Origin of the sequence: Glaciimonas sp. Gout2 (genome assembly GCF_035018905.1) — a bacterium.
In the GTDB taxonomy this organism is placed as follows: domain Bacteria; phylum Pseudomonadota; class Gammaproteobacteria; order Burkholderiales; family Burkholderiaceae_D; genus Glaciimonas.
Map to the genome: position 1 here is coordinate 1 of NZ_JASJXA010000023.1, position 18,299 is coordinate 18,299.

Annotated in this window: 16 protein-coding genes and 1 riboswitch; of the genes, 12 read left to right on the top strand and 4 right to left on the bottom strand. The window is 50.3% G+C overall.

From position 1 onward, the window contains the following. The 5 genes from QN379_RS15280 to QN379_RS15300 all read left to right on the top strand — a co-directional run. A partial coding sequence (locus tag QN379_RS15280; protein ID WP_323506999.1) for a DUF2345 domain-containing protein occupies window positions 1-810 on the top strand: 810 nt, incomplete at its 5' end. 5 nt (window positions 811-815) lie between these two features. After that, on the top strand, window positions 816-1,811 hold the full coding sequence (locus tag QN379_RS15285) for a DUF2515 family protein (RefSeq protein WP_323507000.1): 996 nt from the start codon (window positions 816-818) through the stop codon (window positions 1,809-1,811). 125 nt (window positions 1,812-1,936) lie between these two features. Then, window positions 1,937-2,743, top strand: a complete 807-nt coding sequence (locus QN379_RS15290) for a hypothetical protein (RefSeq protein WP_323507002.1) — start codon at window positions 1,937-1,939, stop codon at window positions 2,741-2,743. A gap of 272 nt (window positions 2,744-3,015) precedes the next feature. Further along, a complete protein-coding gene (locus QN379_RS15295) occupies window positions 3,016-3,819 on the top strand; it encodes a hypothetical protein (RefSeq protein WP_323507003.1) in 804 nt (267 codons plus the stop codon). A gap of 127 nt (window positions 3,820-3,946) precedes the next feature. Beyond that, a complete protein-coding gene (locus QN379_RS15300; RefSeq protein ID WP_323507004.1) occupies window positions 3,947-5,071 on the top strand; it encodes an Imm72 family immunity protein in 1,125 nt (374 codons plus the stop codon). A 165-nt stretch (window positions 5,072-5,236) separates the two neighbouring features. On the opposite strand, the gene QN379_RS15305 is transcribed toward QN379_RS15300, so the two are convergent. Beyond that, window positions 5,237-6,259 carry a TraB/GumN family protein gene (locus tag QN379_RS15305; protein ID WP_323507005.1) on the bottom strand — a complete coding sequence of 341 codons (1,023 nt, stop codon included), beginning with the start codon at window positions 6,257-6,259 and terminating at the stop codon, window positions 5,237-5,239. Window positions 6,260-6,449: 190 nt separating this feature from the next. On the opposite strand from QN379_RS15305, the gene QN379_RS15310 reads away from it, so the two are divergent. The 7 genes from QN379_RS15310 to QN379_RS15340 all read left to right on the top strand — a co-directional run bounded on the left by QN379_RS15310 (window position 6,450) and on the right by QN379_RS15340 (window position 14,069). Then, a complete protein-coding gene (locus QN379_RS15310) occupies window positions 6,450-7,184 on the top strand; it encodes a pyrimidine 5'-nucleotidase (protein WP_322240363.1) in 735 nt (244 codons plus the stop codon). Window positions 7,185-7,318: 134 nt separating this feature from the next. Further along, the gene (gene slmA / locus QN379_RS15315; RefSeq protein WP_322235087.1) at window positions 7,319-7,894 is read left to right on the top strand and encodes a nucleoid occlusion factor SlmA; all 576 of its coding nucleotides are present in this window, start codon (window positions 7,319-7,321) and stop codon (window positions 7,892-7,894) included. Between the two features lie 152 nt (window positions 7,895-8,046). Continuing rightward, entirely contained in the window at window positions 8,047-9,219 is a 1,173-nt protein-coding gene (locus tag QN379_RS15320) for an ABC transporter substrate-binding protein (RefSeq protein ID WP_322235090.1), read from the top strand. Window positions 9,220-9,396: 177 nt separating this feature from the next. Next, window positions 9,397-10,452: a branched-chain amino acid ABC transporter permease gene (locus QN379_RS15325; protein WP_322235093.1), complete on the top strand. Its 1,056-nt coding sequence runs from the start codon at window positions 9,397-9,399 to the stop codon at window positions 10,450-10,452. Beyond that, on the top strand, window positions 10,452-12,272 hold the full coding sequence (locus QN379_RS15330) for a branched-chain amino acid ABC transporter ATP-binding protein/permease (RefSeq protein WP_323507006.1): 1,821 nt from the start codon (window positions 10,452-10,454) through the stop codon (window positions 12,270-12,272). Before QN379_RS15325 ends, QN379_RS15330 begins: the two co-directional genes overlap by 1 nt. Further along, entirely contained in the window at window positions 12,265-13,035 is a 771-nt protein-coding gene (locus QN379_RS15335; RefSeq protein WP_323507007.1) for an ABC transporter ATP-binding protein, read from the top strand. The genes QN379_RS15330 and QN379_RS15335 overlap by 8 nt, the downstream gene beginning before the upstream one ends. Window positions 13,036-13,178: 143 nt before the next feature. Next, window positions 13,179-13,347, top strand: a riboswitch (FMN riboswitch). Between the two features lie 185 nt (window positions 13,348-13,532). Further along, a complete protein-coding gene (locus QN379_RS15340; RefSeq protein ID WP_322235101.1) occupies window positions 13,533-14,069 on the top strand; it encodes a 6,7-dimethyl-8-ribityllumazine synthase in 537 nt (178 codons plus the stop codon). Between the two features lie 197 nt (window positions 14,070-14,266). Here QN379_RS15340 and QN379_RS15345 read toward each other — a convergent pair whose 3' ends face one another. The 3 genes from QN379_RS15345 to QN379_RS15355 all read right to left on the bottom strand — a co-directional run bounded on the left by QN379_RS15345 (window position 14,267) and on the right by QN379_RS15355 (window position 18,182). Then, entirely contained in the window at window positions 14,267-15,016 is a 750-nt protein-coding gene (locus QN379_RS15345) for a molybdopterin-synthase adenylyltransferase MoeB (protein WP_323507008.1), read from the bottom strand. Between the two features lie 145 nt (window positions 15,017-15,161). After that, window positions 15,162-16,658, bottom strand: coding sequence for a S41 family peptidase (locus QN379_RS15350; RefSeq protein WP_322235106.1), 1,497 nt, complete (start codon window positions 16,656-16,658; stop codon window positions 15,162-15,164). A 3-nt stretch (window positions 16,659-16,661) separates the two neighbouring features. Beyond that, complete coding sequence (locus tag QN379_RS15355; protein WP_322240365.1) at window positions 16,662-18,182, bottom strand: murein hydrolase activator EnvC family protein; 1,521 nt, start codon at window positions 18,180-18,182, stop codon at window positions 16,662-16,664. Window positions 18,183-18,299: the final 117 nt, after the last annotated feature.

Below are 18,299 nucleotides of genomic sequence, written 5' to 3' on the forward strand. Positions count from 1 at the left end.
GAACTGGCGCAGCAACATGGTGCGCTTGAAGCCGATGAGCACAAAGCGGTCACCACTTCACTCACCGATCAGAACGACGCGATTCAAGGGACCGGCGGCAACAACGGAAACAACGGCAACGTCAAAGAAGGCAGCTTTCCCGAATTAACCGCACCGCATCTGATACTCGCCAGTCCAGCGGGAATCGCCACCACGACACCGCAATCGACCCACATTGCCAGCGGTGAACATGTGGCGATCACCAGCGGACAGGATATGAGTTTGTCGGTAGGACAACGGCTTATAGCCAATGTGCGTAACGGCATCCGCCTGTTTGCCTACAACGCGGGTATGAAAATGATCGCCAGCAGCGCCGACATCGATGTGAAGGCATTAAAGAGCAGCCTCAACATTTTAGCCAAACTCAATATTACCCACACCGCCAACCGTATCGTCATCAATGCTACCGAAGAAGTCATGATCAATGGCGGCGGCAGCTATACCAAATACAACGCCAATGGGATTGAGAGCGGAACCAGTGGCGCGTATCTGATACGCGCGGCAAGCAAAGAGGTAATCGGTCCCAAAAGTTTTGGCGTCAATGTCACCGGCCTTCCCGCAGTCGACGTCTACGACGAAACTTTTCGGGTGCTCGGCATGACTGGCTTACCGCAGCCCGGCGCGGACTATCGACTGCAGGAAGAAGACGGACATTTCTCTGAAACCGCAGAAAAAGGTACCACGCCATCAGTCCATACCAAGCAAACACAATCGCTCAAATTCGACCTTCATTTTCCCACCATCGACACCAGCAATGACAACAAGGAATAAATAACATGGCAGATACCTTCGTCATCGGCACTACCAACAAGATACCGAATAGTTGTGTCGACTTAATCTGCACATGCCCAGTCATGTGGTCGCGAGCGACACAATTTGCCTATCTGCGGATGTGTAATCACAAACCAAAAACGCAGGAATATCATCTGATTGACAGCTATGTTGTGCGCGCACGACGCATTTCAGCGACCTATGCGCGGCTTTATCTTGAGCAAGAAAAATTTAGCCAGCCAGAAAAAAAAGGCCGCTTCTACTGGGCCGCGCTGGCAGCTTTTGCCAGCAAAACCGTTGCCTGTTCGCTCGAATTATCACGCGTGAAAATGATCCCCGTAATCCATCAAGGGCTGGCTAAAGGCAATTTCTGGTTATTTATGGATATCGCCGCTACCCATGCTTACTGGGCAATGGAATCGCCGAGTTTTAAACAATGCGCCTCCGCCCGAGCCAAAGTCGATGAATTGGTCCCAACGGTAACAGCGCAAATGAAGAAATTGCCCTGGCATGATGAGGCGATGGCGACATTGCGGAATTTGCCCATCACGCCAGAGATCGATCAGGCGTTTGACAAAATGATGGAGTTTGAGTCGGCAATAGAATTAGATAAGCCGAAAAAGCAACTTGAGCATCTGATGCTGGTTGCCAACCACGAACAACGCAAGATCCTGCAATCGCTCATTTATGACGATCCTTATTTTTCCTGCTGGCTTGAGTTCCAGCGACAGCCATACGTGCAGTGGGCAACGCCGAAATTGGAACTGGTATTCACCCGTGCGTGCAGCACCGATGATCCTACCTTGAAATCGACCGCACCAAAAAATACGGTATTGGAGAACGAAGACAGTCGTATGAAATGGATTGTGGCAGTGGCCAAGCAATTTCATGGCTTGATGCAAAAGCGCGCACCTTTTATGGAGGAGGAACTCTCCGCCATGGCAGAGTGGGTCAGCTTGCCGGATACGATTATTTATCTCAATGAGATGCCGCCATCGTGAGCAAAGCACGGCGCAGATCGATTGTAATGTGCGGCATGTTATTTGCCTGCGTGGTGTGCGTGGCGTGTTTGCATCCGCCCCTCATCAATTCTATACAAAATCAGTTATTACACCAAAAGGTCGACATGGCACAAACAGATATCACGATACGCTTAGGTCAACAAGGGCAGGACTTGGCAAAAATGTATCCAAGAAAATTAGAGGTTAATGATAAGAATGTGAATGGCGAGGTGGTGTTTTACAACATTGACTGGACGCGAATCCCTTATCAACAATCACTAGGTAACGTGCATATTGATAATGGTGCTTATAGCTTCACTGTTCCCTTTGTGCTTGGCCTCACCGGGGTAGCAGTGCCGGGCGATACGCCAGAGGAGGGAATTGAAAATTTTTCACTGGGTGTTGGCATGTCAGAAGCAACGGTGCTTCATCCCGAAGCCCAAAGACAGTTTTACGCGCTACTCAAGACCATACAAAATTCAGGCTGGAAGCGCCATATTCCTACTCATTATCCCCGTATCAGTGGGCGTGACGCATTGGTGTATTCCCAGATGGTCGAGAGCCTTTATCCGATTGATCCAGACTATATGCCGACCTTTCAGGAATGGATGTGGATCAGGAATTATGCTCACTGGAATTTTTATGCCAATGGCGTTTACCTGGACGTGTCTTTTCAGAGAGGTATGGAAGTCGATCCTAACAAGCTAGGCGCTTACTTAATTTCACTGGAATTTGAAACCAGAAATGCGTGGGAGCGAGCGCATTTTCAGGGCGAAGAAAGAAGACGGCGCTGGAGAGAACTCTACCCGCCAACCCGCCAACAGCTGAAAACCATGCGCCCCATCGCCGAGCAGAAAATTCGCGCCGATGGTAAATATCATATCGATGAAAGTTACCGTAATCCCGACGATGACAGGCCTGAATCCACATAAATCACCTACCTAAAATGTTCTTTTTTTTGGAATCGATAGCAGCGCAATGAATTCAATGATCCCTGATGATCGTATCACGCAGCATGCGCGATAACGACCGTCGCCAATGGCCGCCAATCTGGACAAAGTTAATACAGAAATCGATTTTAATATTCACCGTGCTTCTCCCATTCGTCGTATGCATGGTGTGGTTGGGCGGTCCAAACCCAGTGCGGATAAATCTATCTCTTATCAACTCTATAACGCGTAAATTATTCCCCCAAAAGGTCGACATGGCACAAACAGATATCACGATACGCTTAGGTCAACAAGGGCAGGACTTGGCAAAAATGTATCCAAGAAAATTAGAGGTTAATGATAAGAATGTGAATGGCGAGGTGGTGTTTTACAACATTGACTGGACGCGAATCCCTTATCAACAATCACTAGGTAACGTGCATATTGATAATGGTGCTTATAGCTTCACTGTTCCCTTTGTGCTTGGCCTCACCGGGGTAGCAGTGCCGGGCGATACGCCAGAGGAGGGAATTGAAAATTTTTCACTGGGAGTTGGCATGTCAGAAGCAACGGTACTTCATCCCGAAGCCCAAAGACAGTTTTACGCGCTACTCAAGACTATACAAAAAGCAGGTTGGAAGCGGCAGATTCGGGTTGCTTTCCCACGTATTAGCGGGCGAGACGCATTGGCGTATTCCCAGATGGTCGAAAGTAGTTACCCCATCGATCCCGACTATATGCCCACCTTTCAGGAATGGATGTGGATCAGGAATTATGCTCACTGGAATTTTTATGCCAACGGTGTGTACCTGGACGTATCTTTTCAGAGAGGTATGGAGGTCGATCCCGATAAGCCAGGCGCTTACTTAATTTCCCTGGAATTTGAAACCAGAAATGCGTGGGAGCGGAGTCATTTTCAAGGAAACGAACGATTGCGCTGGAGAGAACTTTATCCGCCAACCCGCCAACAGCTGAAAACCATGCGCCCCATCGCCGAACAGAAAATTCGCGCCGAGGGTAAATATCACATCGATGAAAGTTACCGTAATCCCGACGATGACAGGCCTGAATCCACATAAATCGTCGTCCTGAGTTGTCCTTTTTGTCAAAATTATCGCTCTGCCAAGATCGTCCAGGAAGGCTATCTATTACGCGGTGCGGCTACGGCGGGTAAGCAAACAAATAACTAAGAGATAGGGAAATAATATGCAAAACCGATTAACCATGACCCCGGAGCAGGAACCACTGGTACGGGATCAAGCGTTTTACTTACTCAAAAAATATACCAGTTTTACTTTTATCGATCAGGCTCGATTGCGGTATCAAGGTTTTTTGGATGCGTTTTTGAAGCAACTCAAGAACCTTTCGCCTGCCTTACAAAACGATCCGGACGCTGACTTTTATCAGACTCGGCACGAATACGAATACAAAGAATTCCTGCGCCAGATGATACCTATGGAGCAAGGGCTGGCGCTACTTCGGTCCACGCCTCATAAGACCGAAGCATATGAAACGCTTTCGCTTCCAAGTTTTATAGGCCAATTATTTGGTCGATATGCAGATGAAAAAGGTGTGTATTACGATCCTTTTTATATTGCTTTAGGGATGACCAATGAATATCCCGGAAACAGCATTCATCCGAGCAACCACACCGCCTTTGTAAAGGACGTCATGAACGCTTCAGTTATCAACTTTACTCAGGGCATCACGGTATTTGAGTGTAAAAACTACGTGCCTTTCCATTTAGTTGACATGAATAGCCTACGTCAGTCCCAGAAATGGACCTATGAAACCCTCTTCTTCGAACCCGAATGGCCGATCCCTCGTATCTTCCCGGAATATCTTCCATCATGCCCGCCGTATAACCATAACCATCAGGATCAAATCTTCACCGGCGGGACCATTCCCACTGACGGTATCTGGGAGCCATGGTTTATCATGCCGATCTTCAAAAATACCGATCCGGCGAAAATGGCTGCAAAAGTCGGTTGCCCTAATTATTTTTTAGCAGGTGCGGTTGCCACCGAATATCAATTGGAAGGCACGGACACGTGGGAAGAAGTCTGGTGGCGTTTGCTGTGGGAAGACAAGCGCTATCTGGATGGCACGATTCCCGCTGAGGAAGCGGACTATCTGAAAACCAGACCGCCGGTCGCGCCGCAGATATTTACAGATCATAAAGCTTATCCGGGTGATGTGTGTCCAATAACCGGTAACTGGCATGCACCGCATATGCAAGGCAAAACGGTGCGATTGGAGGCCGGGAATATCATGGCCGGATCAAAAATTAACGCCGCGGGTAATGCTGTGACCTGGTATCTCAAAGTCTGAGGCGAGCCTCATCACCACACAAGGTTGATCTTGTCTGGCTGTGGTGATGTTTAGTATCAGTTCTCGCAGATGGTTGAACGTTGCGATCTTGTTGATAGCGCGTCAACTTCTACGCAAACTGGCTTACTTTAGCGCTACCAATACCAATAGCAGTGAATATAGCAATTAGTAAGTTCGCTGCACGCTATACCCGCGTTCACGCAGCAGCGCTTGCACGCTCGTCTGGCCGACTAGATGCAACATGCCAATACCGGCGAATGCGGTTTTGTTTGACTTGAGCAGCTTCTCGAAGGCATCGGCTAATGCAGGATTGCGTCCGTCCAATAGCGCGCGTTGTATAAATTGACCGGTGAAGGTATCGTCACTAGTCATTTCTTTTAGCAGTTTTTCTAATCCGACCAAATCGCCGCTACGCCACAATGCCACCAGATCAAGCGCTTTTCTTGCGCGGATCGGATCATCCAGATCGTCGACCGTATCTTGTAAAAAACGGTTTTGATCTGCGACGGACAAGTTACCTAGTAAAGACAACTGATATTCGACACTTTCCAGGCCTATCAACGGTTTGTTGTGCGTCTGCGCATAATTGGAAAGATAGTTGTCGACGCCTTGTTCCTTCGGGAAGCCATTTCTGGCGTATTCTTCTGTCGTCAGCATGGTCGCCAATAGCCAAGGCTTCATCCGAAGGACGTCGGTTGGCGCCATATGGTACTTTTCTAGCAATGCGTGCACTTGTTGCGTCAAAGCGGCCGGTATATCTTGCGTGGATGAGCTGTCATTGGGATATAACGCATAGTGTTGAATGAGTCGGTTGAGCGTCGCCGTGTCGCTGGTGTCGATTTCAATGGCCACGCGTGACGATTGATCTAAAGCCCTCATGACTTGTGGTGCGAGCGGGAAAAAATCCGCGCTGCCGACGTGGATGGTGCCAAATAAATAGGCGGTATGGCCGTCGCGTTGAATCTTAAATAATGCGCCGCCTTGACGAACAGCCTTGGTTGGCGGGGTGGCCGCTTTGGTGTCGATGTCCCTGGCGAAGGTGGATGCTACATAAAATCCAGCGAGGAAAAAAGGAACCAAGTAATGCGGGCGGCGATACCACGCACGCGTTCGGCCGATACACGGCCCAGCAAAGCCGCAAACCTTTTTAAACCGATCACTCAAACTGACTATAATCTGGCGCAGCACACGTTCTCCCTGATGCGTTTTATTTAACGGCGTTTGAAGGTTTTCGACATATTGTATCGTTACTGCCGGCATGACTTTGTTGGTGGCTAGACTGACCTTTACGAGCGTAGTGTCAGAGTCTCTTTATTTGTTTAAGAGGCAACATTTTACGCATGGCAGCCATAACGTTAACAAAACCTGGTGACAAATGATGTTGGCAAATACTACACCGGTCTGGCTGTTCGACCTGGACAACACGCTACATAACGCTTCGCACGCCTTTTTTCCGGCGATCAATGACAATATGAATCGCTTCATTGCGCGTGCACTGGGGACGGACGGGGTCGATGCGGATGCGGCGACCGTCAATGCGGTGCGGACTGACTATTGGATACGTTATGGTGCCACGTTGCTGGGAATGGTCAAGCATCATGGCGTGCGCGCTGAGGACTTTTTGCGGGAAGCACATCGTTTTGACGATCTTTACGGCATGATCCGTGCTGAACGTGGTCTGATTAGTCTGCTGAAACGTTTGCCCGGTCGAAAAATATTATTAACCAATGCACCACAACGTTATTCCCATGATGTTATGCGTCATTTGGGGCTGCACCGTCAATTTGGCAAACACATCTCAATTGAGTCCATGCACGTGCATCGGCAACTCCGGCCAAAGCCGTCACCACATTTATTGCGTAAGTTGATCGCACGGGAAGGAATCGCCGCTCATCGTTGTATTTTGGTGGAAGATACGTTGGCTAATTTGAGAACGGCCAAGCGGATCGGCATGCGGACGGTGTGGGTGACAGGGTATTTGTCCAAAACGGCCAAAATTTCGACCCAGAGCGGGCAGTTGATGCACCCAAATCTGACAAAGCGCACCCGTTACGTCGATGTCAAAGTAAAATCCGTGCGGCGACTGGCAAATAACCTTCATCGGCTGCGCTAAGTGCGAATAAAACCCCGTTCAGATTGGTCGTACCGACGCAGGTAGTGCGACGGTACGACAATGAGATACAACATCTAAGCGGTTTTTTGGTTGGACTTAATGATTAACAGATCAGACTGATACGAAAATAAGATATGGCAACAAATAAACCTGGCGAACGTAAGCTACAGATTCTTCAAACGTTGGCAACGATGCTCGAACAACCCAAGGGTGAGAAGATCACCACTGCTGCTTTGGCCGCAAAACTGGCGGTGTCGGAAGCGGCGTTGTATCGCCATTTCGCCAGCAAGGCACAAATGTTTGAGGGTTTGATTGAGTTCATTGAGACTAGTGTTTTTGGCCTGATCAATCAAATTACCGAACAGCAGGAGAAGGGTTTGTTGCAAGCCCAAGCGGTGGCTTTAATGTTGCTCAATTTTGCCGAAACTAATCCTGGCATGACACGTGTCATTATCGGCGACGCCCTTATTAATGAAGATGAGCGATTGCAGCTGCGAATGAATCAGTTTGTGGATCGCATTGAAATGTCGTTGAAGCAAGCATTGAGGATCGCTGCCAGTCAAGGTGAGGCTAACGAGCAGGAAGCGACTATCCGTGCCAATATATTGACCAGTTTTGTGCTGGGACGCTGGCAACGTTTTGCCAAGACTCGCTTTAAGCAAAAGCCGTGCGAGGACGCAGCGCAGCAAATCGCCTTAATTTTGGTGTAATAGCGCGACGTTAATGCTGGTATCGGGTGCGAACGAGCCAGAAGCGTCGAAGTATGGTTGGGGACACAACGGGTAAGTCTCAAAAAAACAGCGCGACTATAACGCGACAACCGGCTCGTAAAAAAGCCGATCATCATAAAAGGAGTCTTTGAATGAAAAAAGTATGGCTAAGAATCGCCCTTTCATCAGCGGTTGCGCTGACACTAAGCGCTAACGTTACAGGTGCTTTCGCACAAATTAAGGTCGGTGTCAGTGTTTCTGCGACCGGACCTGCTGCTTCGCTAGGTATACCGGAAAAAAATACCTTTGCTTTGTTGCCGAAGGAAATCGCAGGGCAAAAAGTAGAATACATCGTATTGGACGATGCTACCGATACCACAACTGCTGTGAAAAACGCACGCAAACTGGTGACTGAAGATAAGGTCGATTTGCTGGTCGGTTCCACTACAACTCCTAATTCGCTGGCGATGAGTGATGTTGCTGCCGAGTCCGGTACACCGATGATTTCGATGGCAGCTTCGGCTTCGTTAGTTGAGCCGGTTGATGCTAAGCGTCGCTGGATATTTAAATCACCGCAAAATGACTCACATATGGCGACCGCGATCGTCGCTCACATGGTGGACGCAGGCGTTAAAACCGTCGCTTTCATTGGATTTTCGGACGCCTACGGCGAAGGCTGGTATCGCGAATTTTCAAAATTCGCCGAAATGCGCAAGATCAAGATCGTCGCCAGTGAGCGTTTTTCTCGCCCGGATACTTCGGTGACCGGACAAGTGCTGAAAATTCTTAGCGCCAACCCGGATGCAGTATTGATCGCGGGCGCTGGCACGCCAGCCGCATTGCCACAAAAAACATTAAAAGAGCGCGGATACAAGGGCAAAATCTATCAAACGCATGGCGTTGCGAATAACGATTTCCTGCGCGTTTGCGGCAAGGATTGCGAGGGCACCTTCTTGCCAGCCGGACCGCTGCTGGTGGCGGAGCAATTACCAGATAGTAATCCGGTTAAAAAATCGTCAATGGCCTATCGCGCCGCTTATGAAAAAGCGTATGGCGTCGGCAGTGTCTCAACTTTTGGTGGACATGCATGGGACGCGGGCCAGCTTTTGGCGGCAGCAACGCCTTTTGCACTGACCAAAGGCAAACCGGGCACCAAAGAATTTCGCGCTGGTTTACGGGATGGTATCGAAGCCATCAAAAATCTGGCGGTTTCTCACGGCATCGTGAATATGAGTCCAACCGATCACGTCGGCTACGACCAGCGTTCGCGGGTGATGGTGGAAGTCGTTGGCGGCAAATGGAAACTGCTCGGCGCGGCGAAGTAGTTGAAATAGCTTCTGCTTTTTACTCGTTATTGTTGCCGCTGCCAGAAGCTCCACAAGCTCCTCCGCCAGCGGCAATCTCATTTTAAGCACGCATGTTGTACATCGCTGAGTACGTCGTTGAGTACGTATTCAGGCTTCCTTTGCAGTACTCTTTTTAGTACGTATTTAGGTAAAACTATGGACGGTTCAATTGCCGTGATCCTGGCGCAGGACGGCATTACTAGCGGCGCTATTTATGCGTTGCTGGCGCTTGCGTTAGTGTTGGTCTTTTCGGTGACAAGGGTGATTTTTATCCCGCAGGGTGAGTTCGTTGCCTTTGGTGCCTTGACGATGGCGGCGTTGCAGGCGGATAAATTTCCGCTATCGGCAACCTTGCTGGTGGCATTAGGCTGCCTTAGTTTTGTGCAAGAAGTCTGGGCCATTATCAGTACGGCTGAGTCGCGTCTGAAGGCAAAACGAAGTATCCCGGTTGCCGCTCTTAAATTTGTTTTTCTTCCCGTCGCGATCTACGCGCTGACGCGCTACTACGGGCATGCCAGTTTGCCGATGGTGTGTCAGGTTTTGTTGACGCTATTGATCGTAGTTCCGATGGGCCCGATGATTTATCGACTGGCGTTCCAGCCTTTAGCCGAGGCCAGTACGTTGGTTTTGCTGATCGTTTCGGTCGCTGTCCATTATGCGTTGATGGGGATCGGCTTGTTAATGTTTGGCGCTGAAGGTTCGCGCACGTTGCCATTTTCGGATGCGCGCTTTGAAATAGGCGGTCTGGCGATCACCGGCCAGAGTACAGTCATCATTGGTGTATCTGTTGTGCTGATTCTGGCGCTCTATGTGTATTTTGAGCGCACCTTGTCGGGCAAAGCGCTGCGGGCGACAGCGGTGAATCGTCTTGGTGCGCGGCTGGTTGGTATCGGGACGACGCAAGCGGGACGGTTGGCCTTTACGCTGGCGGCGGGATTGGGCGCATTGTGTGGCATTTTAATTGCGCCACTGACGACAATTTATTACGACAGCGGGTTCCTGATCGGGCTGAAAGGATTTGTCGGCGCGATTATTGGCGGTCTGGGAAGTTATCCGATTGCCGCCGCCGGTGCTTTGTTGGTTGGTTTGCTTGAGTCTTATTCGTCATTCTGGGCCAGCGCGTTCAAAGAAGTCATCGTATTTACATTGATTATTCCGGTCTTGTTGTGGCGTTCGCTGACGAGCAAGCACGTTGATGAGGGAGATCAATAATGCGCATTGAGCCAACTTTGCGACCCTTTCAATGGTCTTTGATCCTGGTGTCGATCTTCGTCCTTCTGGTTGCGCTGTTGCCGGTTTTGCCGACACCGGAATATTGGATCACGCTAGCCAACTATATCGGCTTGTATTCTATCGTCGCGTTGGGTCTGGTTCTGTTGACTGGCGTGGGTGGTTTGACGTCTTTTGGTCAGGCGGCTTTTGTCGGTCTGGGTGCTTATACCACCGCTTATCTGAGTACACGGTTTGGTGTGTCGCCCTGGATCGGTTTGTTGGTTGGGCTGATCGTAACGATGATCGCTGCCTTCAGTATTGGCGCTATCACGATGCGTTTGTCTGGCCATTATCTACCACTCGGAACCATCGCCTGGGCGCTATCGCTATTCTATCTATTTGGGAATCTGGATTTTCTCGGAAAGTATGACGGTTTGAATAGCATACCCCCAATCGACCTGTTCGGCATGACGCTTGATACCGGGCGCAAGATGTATTACCTGATTTGGGCGATGCTTCTGCTGGCCTTATTGGGGATGCAAAACTTGTTGCATTCGCGCTTGGGACGCGCGATCCGGGCACTCAATGGCGGCGGAGTAATGGCGGAGGCGATGGGCGTCAATACAGCGTGGGTCAAGATCGTTATTTTTGTGTTGGCGGCATTGCTGGCAAGTGTCTCTGGCTGGTTGTACGCGCATCTGCAACGCGCAGTTAATCCGACGCCATTTGGTCTGAATGCCGGTATCGAATATTTGTTTATGGCTGTCGTTGGTGGGGCCGGTTACGTATGGGGCGCCATTCTTGGTTCGACGTTGTTGACGCTATTGAAGGACCAGTTGCAATCGTGGCTGCCCAAGTTATTGGGATCAAACGGTAATTTTGAGACCATCGTTTTTGGCCTTTTGATGGTGTTGTTATTGCAGCGTGCACGCGATGGATTGTGGCCTTATTTACGTAAATTATTGCCGCAAAAACAAACCGTTATTGCGCCTGATGCTGCTACGGCATTGACTATGCGCCTCAAGCCACCGCACGGTGAAATCTTGCTGGAGGTTGATGGTGCGCGCAAGGAGTTCGGAGGTTTGGTGGCGGTGAATGACATGTGCTTTAACGTCGCAGCGGGAGAAATCGTCGGGCTGATCGGTCCCAATGGCGCAGGTAAATCAACGATGTTTAATCTCGTCACCGGCGTTTTGCCATTGACTAGTGGCGCGATTAAATTCCGGTCATTTGGTGAGTTGCGTCAAATCGCCGGTTTACCATCGCGCCAAATCGTGCGGCGAGGTATTGCTCGTACGTTCCAGCATGTGCGTTTGTTGCCGACGATGACAGTTCTGGAAAACGCTGCGATAGGTGCACATTTACGCGGTGAAACCGGTGATGTCGTGGGTGTGCTAACCGGCATGTTGCGGCTCAATAAAGCGGAAGAAAGCGGCTTGCTATTCGAGGCTAAACGGCAACTTGAACGGGTGGGTTTAGGTGATTTACTGTACGAAGAAGCCGGCAGTCTGGCGCTGGGACAGCAACGTATCCTGGAGATTGCCCGCGCGCTGTGCTGCGATCCGACGTTGTTGCTGCTGGATGAACCGGCTGCGGGTTTGCGCTATCAGGAAAAACAGGCACTGGCCGCATTGTTGCGCAAACTGAAAGCGGAAGGTATGAGTATTTTGTTGGTCGAGCATGATATGGATTTTGTGATGACACTGACGGATCGTCTGGTAGTGATGGAGTTTGGTACCAAGATTGCCGAAGGCCTTCCCGCAGAAGTCCAACAACACCCTGCGGTGCTGGAAGCCTATCTGGGAGGGATCGATGACTAATCCAGCAAGTAATCCTATTTCCGCACCGGTTTTGGAAGTCAGCGATTTGCACGTTGCCTATGGCAAAGTTGAGGCGTTGCATGGCGCTACTTTGCGAGTCGGTGCTGGTCAGATCGTCACCGTCATTGGCCCCAATGGCGCGGGTAAATCAACCATGCTCAACGCCATTGCCGGTGCCATGCCAAATAACGGCAGTGCACGTGGCAAAGTGCGTTTTTTAGGGCATGACATGCAGGGCGTTTCGATTGAAGAGCGAGTGGCCAGCGGTATGAGTCTGGTGCCGGAGAAGCGCGAGTTATTTGCCAGCATGAGTGTAGAAGACAATTTGTTGCTCGGGAGTTATCGGCGTTATAAAGCACGAGAAAAAGGATACGCGGATCAACTATCGGTAGTCTATGATCTGTTTCCGCGCCTGCAGGAACGACGCAAGCAACAGGCTGGCACGTTGTCTGGCGGCGAGCGTCAGATGCTGGCGGTAGGGCGCGCATTGATGGCTAAACCGCAACTGTTGATGCTGGACGAACCGAGTTTAGGTCTGGCGCCGCTGATCGTGAAGGAAATTTTTCACATCATCGTGCGGTTGAAGCAAACCGGGGTGGCAATCTTGCTGGTCGAGCAAAACGCGCGTGCGGCGTTGCAAGTAGCCGACTATGGCTACGTTTTGGAAACCGGGGATATGGTTATGGAGGGGCCAGCGGCTCAGTTGGCGAGCGATTCTAAGGTCATCGCGGCTTATTTGGGACTGGCAAAAAAGCCGGTTTAGAATGGCTCCATGACTTATGGAGTGCAGAAATTGCTCACTCTGACAACTAAACGTACCGAAAAATCAACCTGCAATGCATTAATTTCACAAATATGATAAATTCTTGTTTCGGTTGTTCTGGGTGTAAAAACACGGATAATCGTATACGTTCTCAGGGCGGGGTGAAATTCCCCTCCGGCGGTAATGGCACGCAATGTGTTTAGCCCGCGAGCGCTTGTTAAAGAGGCCGATAATTCGCCCCTTTGAGAAGGTCAGCAGACCCGGTTTGATTCCGGGGCCGACGGTTATAGTCCGGATAAAGAGAGAGCGGGATGCAGTGTAGAGCTTGTTCAAAATAGGTGGTCGTTGCTGACATTGACATGCAATATAGATGTTGATGACGGCTCCGTAATCGGTGGCGAACTGGTTTTGGGTGGTGCTTTTGCATACCTTGTTAATCCCTATCAATCCAAAACGCCCTGTTTTTTTATGCATCATCTAAAAACAGGAGTATTCAAATGCTGCAGCAATTCGCCTTTTCAACATCAAAAGCACAAACGGTTCAGCGCGTCGCTTTCATTCAGGCCGGTTGGCATCGTGACATCGTCGACCAATGTCGTCTGTCCTTTATTTCTGAAATGATTAATCAGGGCTACGAAGAGTCGAGTCTCGATTTTTTCGAAGTCGCCGGTGCTTTTGAAATTCCATTACACGCCAAGGTGCTGGCCAATAGTGGGAATTATGCCGCTGTAGTCGCCGCTGGTTTGGTGGTCGATGGCGGTATTTATCGTCATGAGTTTGTCGCCGAAGCGGTGATTTCAGGGCTGATGCAAGTGCAATTGGAAACGGGCGTACCGGTTCTTTCTGCTGTCCTGACCCCGCATCATTTCCATTCAGGCGAAGAGCATCAAAAATTCTTCTTTGACCATTTCCTGGTCAAAGGCGCAGAAGTCGCAAGAGCGTGCGCATCGACGATAAGCGGGCTTCGGGCTTTGCGCGGGTTGAGTGCGGCTGAATCAGCAGTAAATACGCCAAGGACACTGCAGACCGCCTGAAGAATGGTCGGCGTCAGGCGCTTGCTAGCCTGACGCCGAACCGCTTATCGATCGCTAACTGATAAGCGCCAACCGTTTTGAATAACGACAACCTGATCTGTCCACGGTTATACCGTTTAGTGCATTGGCAGAACAGCATCTGATGTTGCGTGAGTTAGTTGAGCGAATCATTCATATCAGATTTCGTACACAAGAATTTAAAGTCCGGCGCACACCGGACAGTGCGCATTCCGTCCCACACCAATACGATGCCACTCCATCGTCCGGGCATCCAGCATCAATAGTTGCCCGGCCAACGAACTGCCAATCCCAACGATCAACTTCAACGCCTCAGCTGCTTGCATACTCCCAATAATGCCAACCAATGGCGCAAATACCCCCATCGTAGAGCACTGAACCTCTTCAAACTCACTATCTGGTGGGAATAAACATGCATAACAGGGCGAACTTGCCGAGCGTGGATCAAACACACTTATCTGGCCATCAAACTGAATTGCCGCGCCGGAAACTAGCGGCACGTTATGCAAAACACAGACACGGTTGATCGCCTGGCGGGTCACAAAATTATCGCTACAATCAAGAACGACATCGGCATTTCTGATCAGCTCGCCCAAGTATGTTTGATCCGCACGTTCAGCTACGCAAATGACATTGATATCGGGATTTATTTGCGTGAGTGCAGTTTTCCCTGATGCTACTTTGGGCTGACCAATACGATCAGTTGTATGCAGGATTTGTCGTTGCAAGTTAGTCAAATCGACGGTGTCATTATCCACTAACGTAATGGTCCCGACGCCGGCGGAGGCAAGATAAAGCGCCGCAGGCGAGCCTAAACCGCCTGTACCAATGATGACTGCATGCGCTGCCAACAATTTTTCCTGACCCTCAATATCGATGTCGTCAAGCAAGATATGACGGGAGTAACGCAGCAGTTGTTGATCGTTCATGGTATGAGCTATCGTTTTGTGATGGGGATAAGGCGCCAGGTGTTGCTAATCTCACTAAGCAGAAAAGGAAAAAAGCCGCATCAATCTCGATGCGGCTTTAGTTGTTTCGTTGATTAGTGAGCGATAGACCTAGCTTTTCGGACGATTATTTTTTATCGTCTTTTTTGACGCCGTCTTTTTTTACATCTTTCTTGTCGACTTTGCCCGAAGTAGCATCTTTTTCCAGGTCAGGAGTCGGTTGCACTTTTGCTAATTGTACCGGTAAGCCCTTTAAGAAATTCAATGCCTGTGCTAGTTGGAAGTCATCTTTTGAGCCAAATTCTAAGGGCTTACGTTTTTTGGAAAGGGCAATCAGGCGCTGATCTTCTTCCAGTTCATCGGCTTTTGGTGCGGCAGCAGCCTCAGCTTCTTTGTCTTTGTCGTTAGTCAAATGCTTGGTCAAGTCTGCCTCACGCACGCGCAAACCTTTGAGCAGATCACCGTCAGCATATTCATCAACCATCATGTCTGGCACGATACCTTTGGCTTGAATCGAGCGGCCATTCGGCGTGTAATAACGTGCAGTCGTCAACTTGACAGCAGTGAGGCGGTCCGGCGGCAAGGCGACGATGGATTGCACTGAGCCTTTGCCAAAGGTTTGCGACCCCATGATGGTAGCGCGTTTGTAATCTTGCAATGCGCCGGCCACGATTTCAGATGCTGAAGCAGAACCCGTATTGACGAGAACCACCAACGGAATCTTTTTAACCGCATCGGGCAACTTTGCTAATCCGTCCAGGCCAGGGCCGGAGGCGTAAAACTCTGGCTTTGCGTAAAAGGTTGCTTTCGAACTTGGTAACTGGCCATTGGTGGTGACGACGACCACATCTTTCGGCAAGAAAGCGGCAGAAACGCCGATCGCACCCGGCAAAACACCACCCGGATCGTTGCGTAAGTCCAGCACCAACCCTTTCATTTTTGGATCCTCGGCGTACATGGCTTCGATTTTCTTGGCCATGTCGTTGACGGTCGGTTCCTGGAATTGTGTAATACGCACCCAGCCATAACCCGGCTCAACTACTTTAGCCTTGACGCTTTGTACGCGGATTTCCTGGCGCGTGATGGTGATGACAATCGGCTTGTCTTCATCTTTACGGGCGATTGTCAGCTTGATTTTGGTATTTGGCTCGCCGCGCATGCGCTTGACTGCCTGATCCAGCGTCATTCCCTTGACTGGGGTCGCATCGAGACGTGTGATTAGATCACCGGCCTTGATGCCAGCGCGGTAGGCTGGAGAATCTTCGATCGGTGAAATTACTTTGACGTAACCTTCTTCCATCCCGACTTCAATGCCGATACCAACAAATTTCCCCTGCGTCATCTCACGCAGTTCTCTGTAACCTTTTTTGTCCAGATACGAGGAATGCGGATCCAGCGACGCGACCATGCCGGAAATGGCTTCGGTCAGCAGTTTTTTGTCGTCCACCGGCTCTACATAGTCAGACTTGATGAGTCCGAAAACGTCGGCCAGTTGCCGTACCTCTTCAAGTGGCAGCGGCGCTGTCGCACTTTTCTGCGCAATGGCATCGAATTGGATCGAAGCGGCTATGCCAGCAACTACGCCTAAACCGATTAGGCTGATATTCTTTAGCTTACTTCCCATGTTTCACCTAATAGTTACCCAACTGCTGGGGTCAAACGCACGGCCCTGATGCCGAATTTCAAAGTATAAACCTGATTGTTCGTTGCCGCCGCTGTTACCTGCATTCGCAATGACATCTCCGGCTTTAATAATATCCCCAGGCCGCTTTAATAGTGCCTGATTGTTGCCATAAATGGTCATGTATTCGTTGCCATGATCAAGAATGATCAAGTTGCCAAAGCCGCGTAACCAGTCCGCAAATACGACCCGGCCCGCAGCCACGGCCTTGACTTGCGTTCCTTCCGGTGCGCGTATAAATATGCCTCGGGAGGGAGGGCCATCGCCGCGCTTACTACCAAAACGATTGGCCAGCTCACCATGTACGGGTTGGCGCAACAGTCCACGTAAGGACGCAAACGGTTTGCCATAGGACGGGTCCGGCGAACTGGCTTCAGGAGTTTCATCATTGTGCACTATTGGCGCTATCGGTGCTATTGGTGCAGCATTCGCTGGTATTGCTGCTAGCGCCACTTGTGCAGGCGGTTGATCGTCATCAATCGGATCGGGGGTAAAGGCAGGAGTTTTTACTAGTGGCGTATGTTGCTCCCCAACTCGTGCTTGCTGGCTCGTTTGCGCGGCGTTTTGCTTTTGGGTCAAAGCAGCACGTTGCCGTTGTTGTTTCAGCTCTTGCGCGCGTGCGGCTTGTGCTTGCTTCAGTGCCAGTGCCTGGGCTTTTGCTAATGCAGCAGCCTGGGCGGCGGCTTGCGCTCTGGCTAGTTGCTCTTGACGGCGCTTTTCACGAAGGGCGGCCTCGGCTTTCTTTTGTGCCTCGATTAACACTGCCAACTTGTCGACTAGCCCTGCCAGACGCTGTTCGTCACGGGCGGTCTTGCCGACCTCCTGGCGTTGGGCGATCAGTTTGCTGGAAAGTTGCGTCAACAGCATTGCTCGGGTGTTTTTTTCTTTTTCGAGGACGATTTTTTGATTCTTTTGCTCAAGAGCGATTTCGTCGAGTTCATTTTTGGCGTTTTGCGTAGCCGCCTGATTTGCCTCGATGGCCTGCAAGTTAATGCGGAGCGCCTCAATCAACTTAGCCTGGGCTTTTGACACGTAGCCCATGTATTGCAATTCGCGGTTGATTTTGTTCGGATTGTCGCCCGAAAGTAGTAATTTGATACGATCTTCATTCCCGGCTATGTATTGTCGGCGTAACAGAATGGCCATCTGGTTTTGTTGGGCAGCGACTGTTTTACTTAATTCTTGGTGTTTTTTTGATAAGTCATTGAGCGTCGACTGCGTCTGCGATTGTTCGCCAGAGAGGTCGAACAGGGCGCGGTTTGCTTTCGAAATAGCGGCTTCAGAATCGGCCAATGCGTCGGCGGCATCGCCTTTTGCCGTCTCGGTCTTGTCGATATCGCTTTTTAACGCAGTCAATTTTTGCTGTAGTTCGTCGCGCTCAGTTTCGGCGACCTCTTTTTGTTTGCTGCGTTCGGTGATCTTTGGTGTTGGTGCGGCCGCGGCATCGACGACGGGTATCGCCGTCATGCCAATAGTCAGTGCGGCAAAAAACGCCATAGCGAGCGACAGCTTTGGCGTTGTTACTTGCCGTGCACATGCATGTGCACGTTCGCGCATGCCGCACCCGGTTGCCCGGGGCGCATG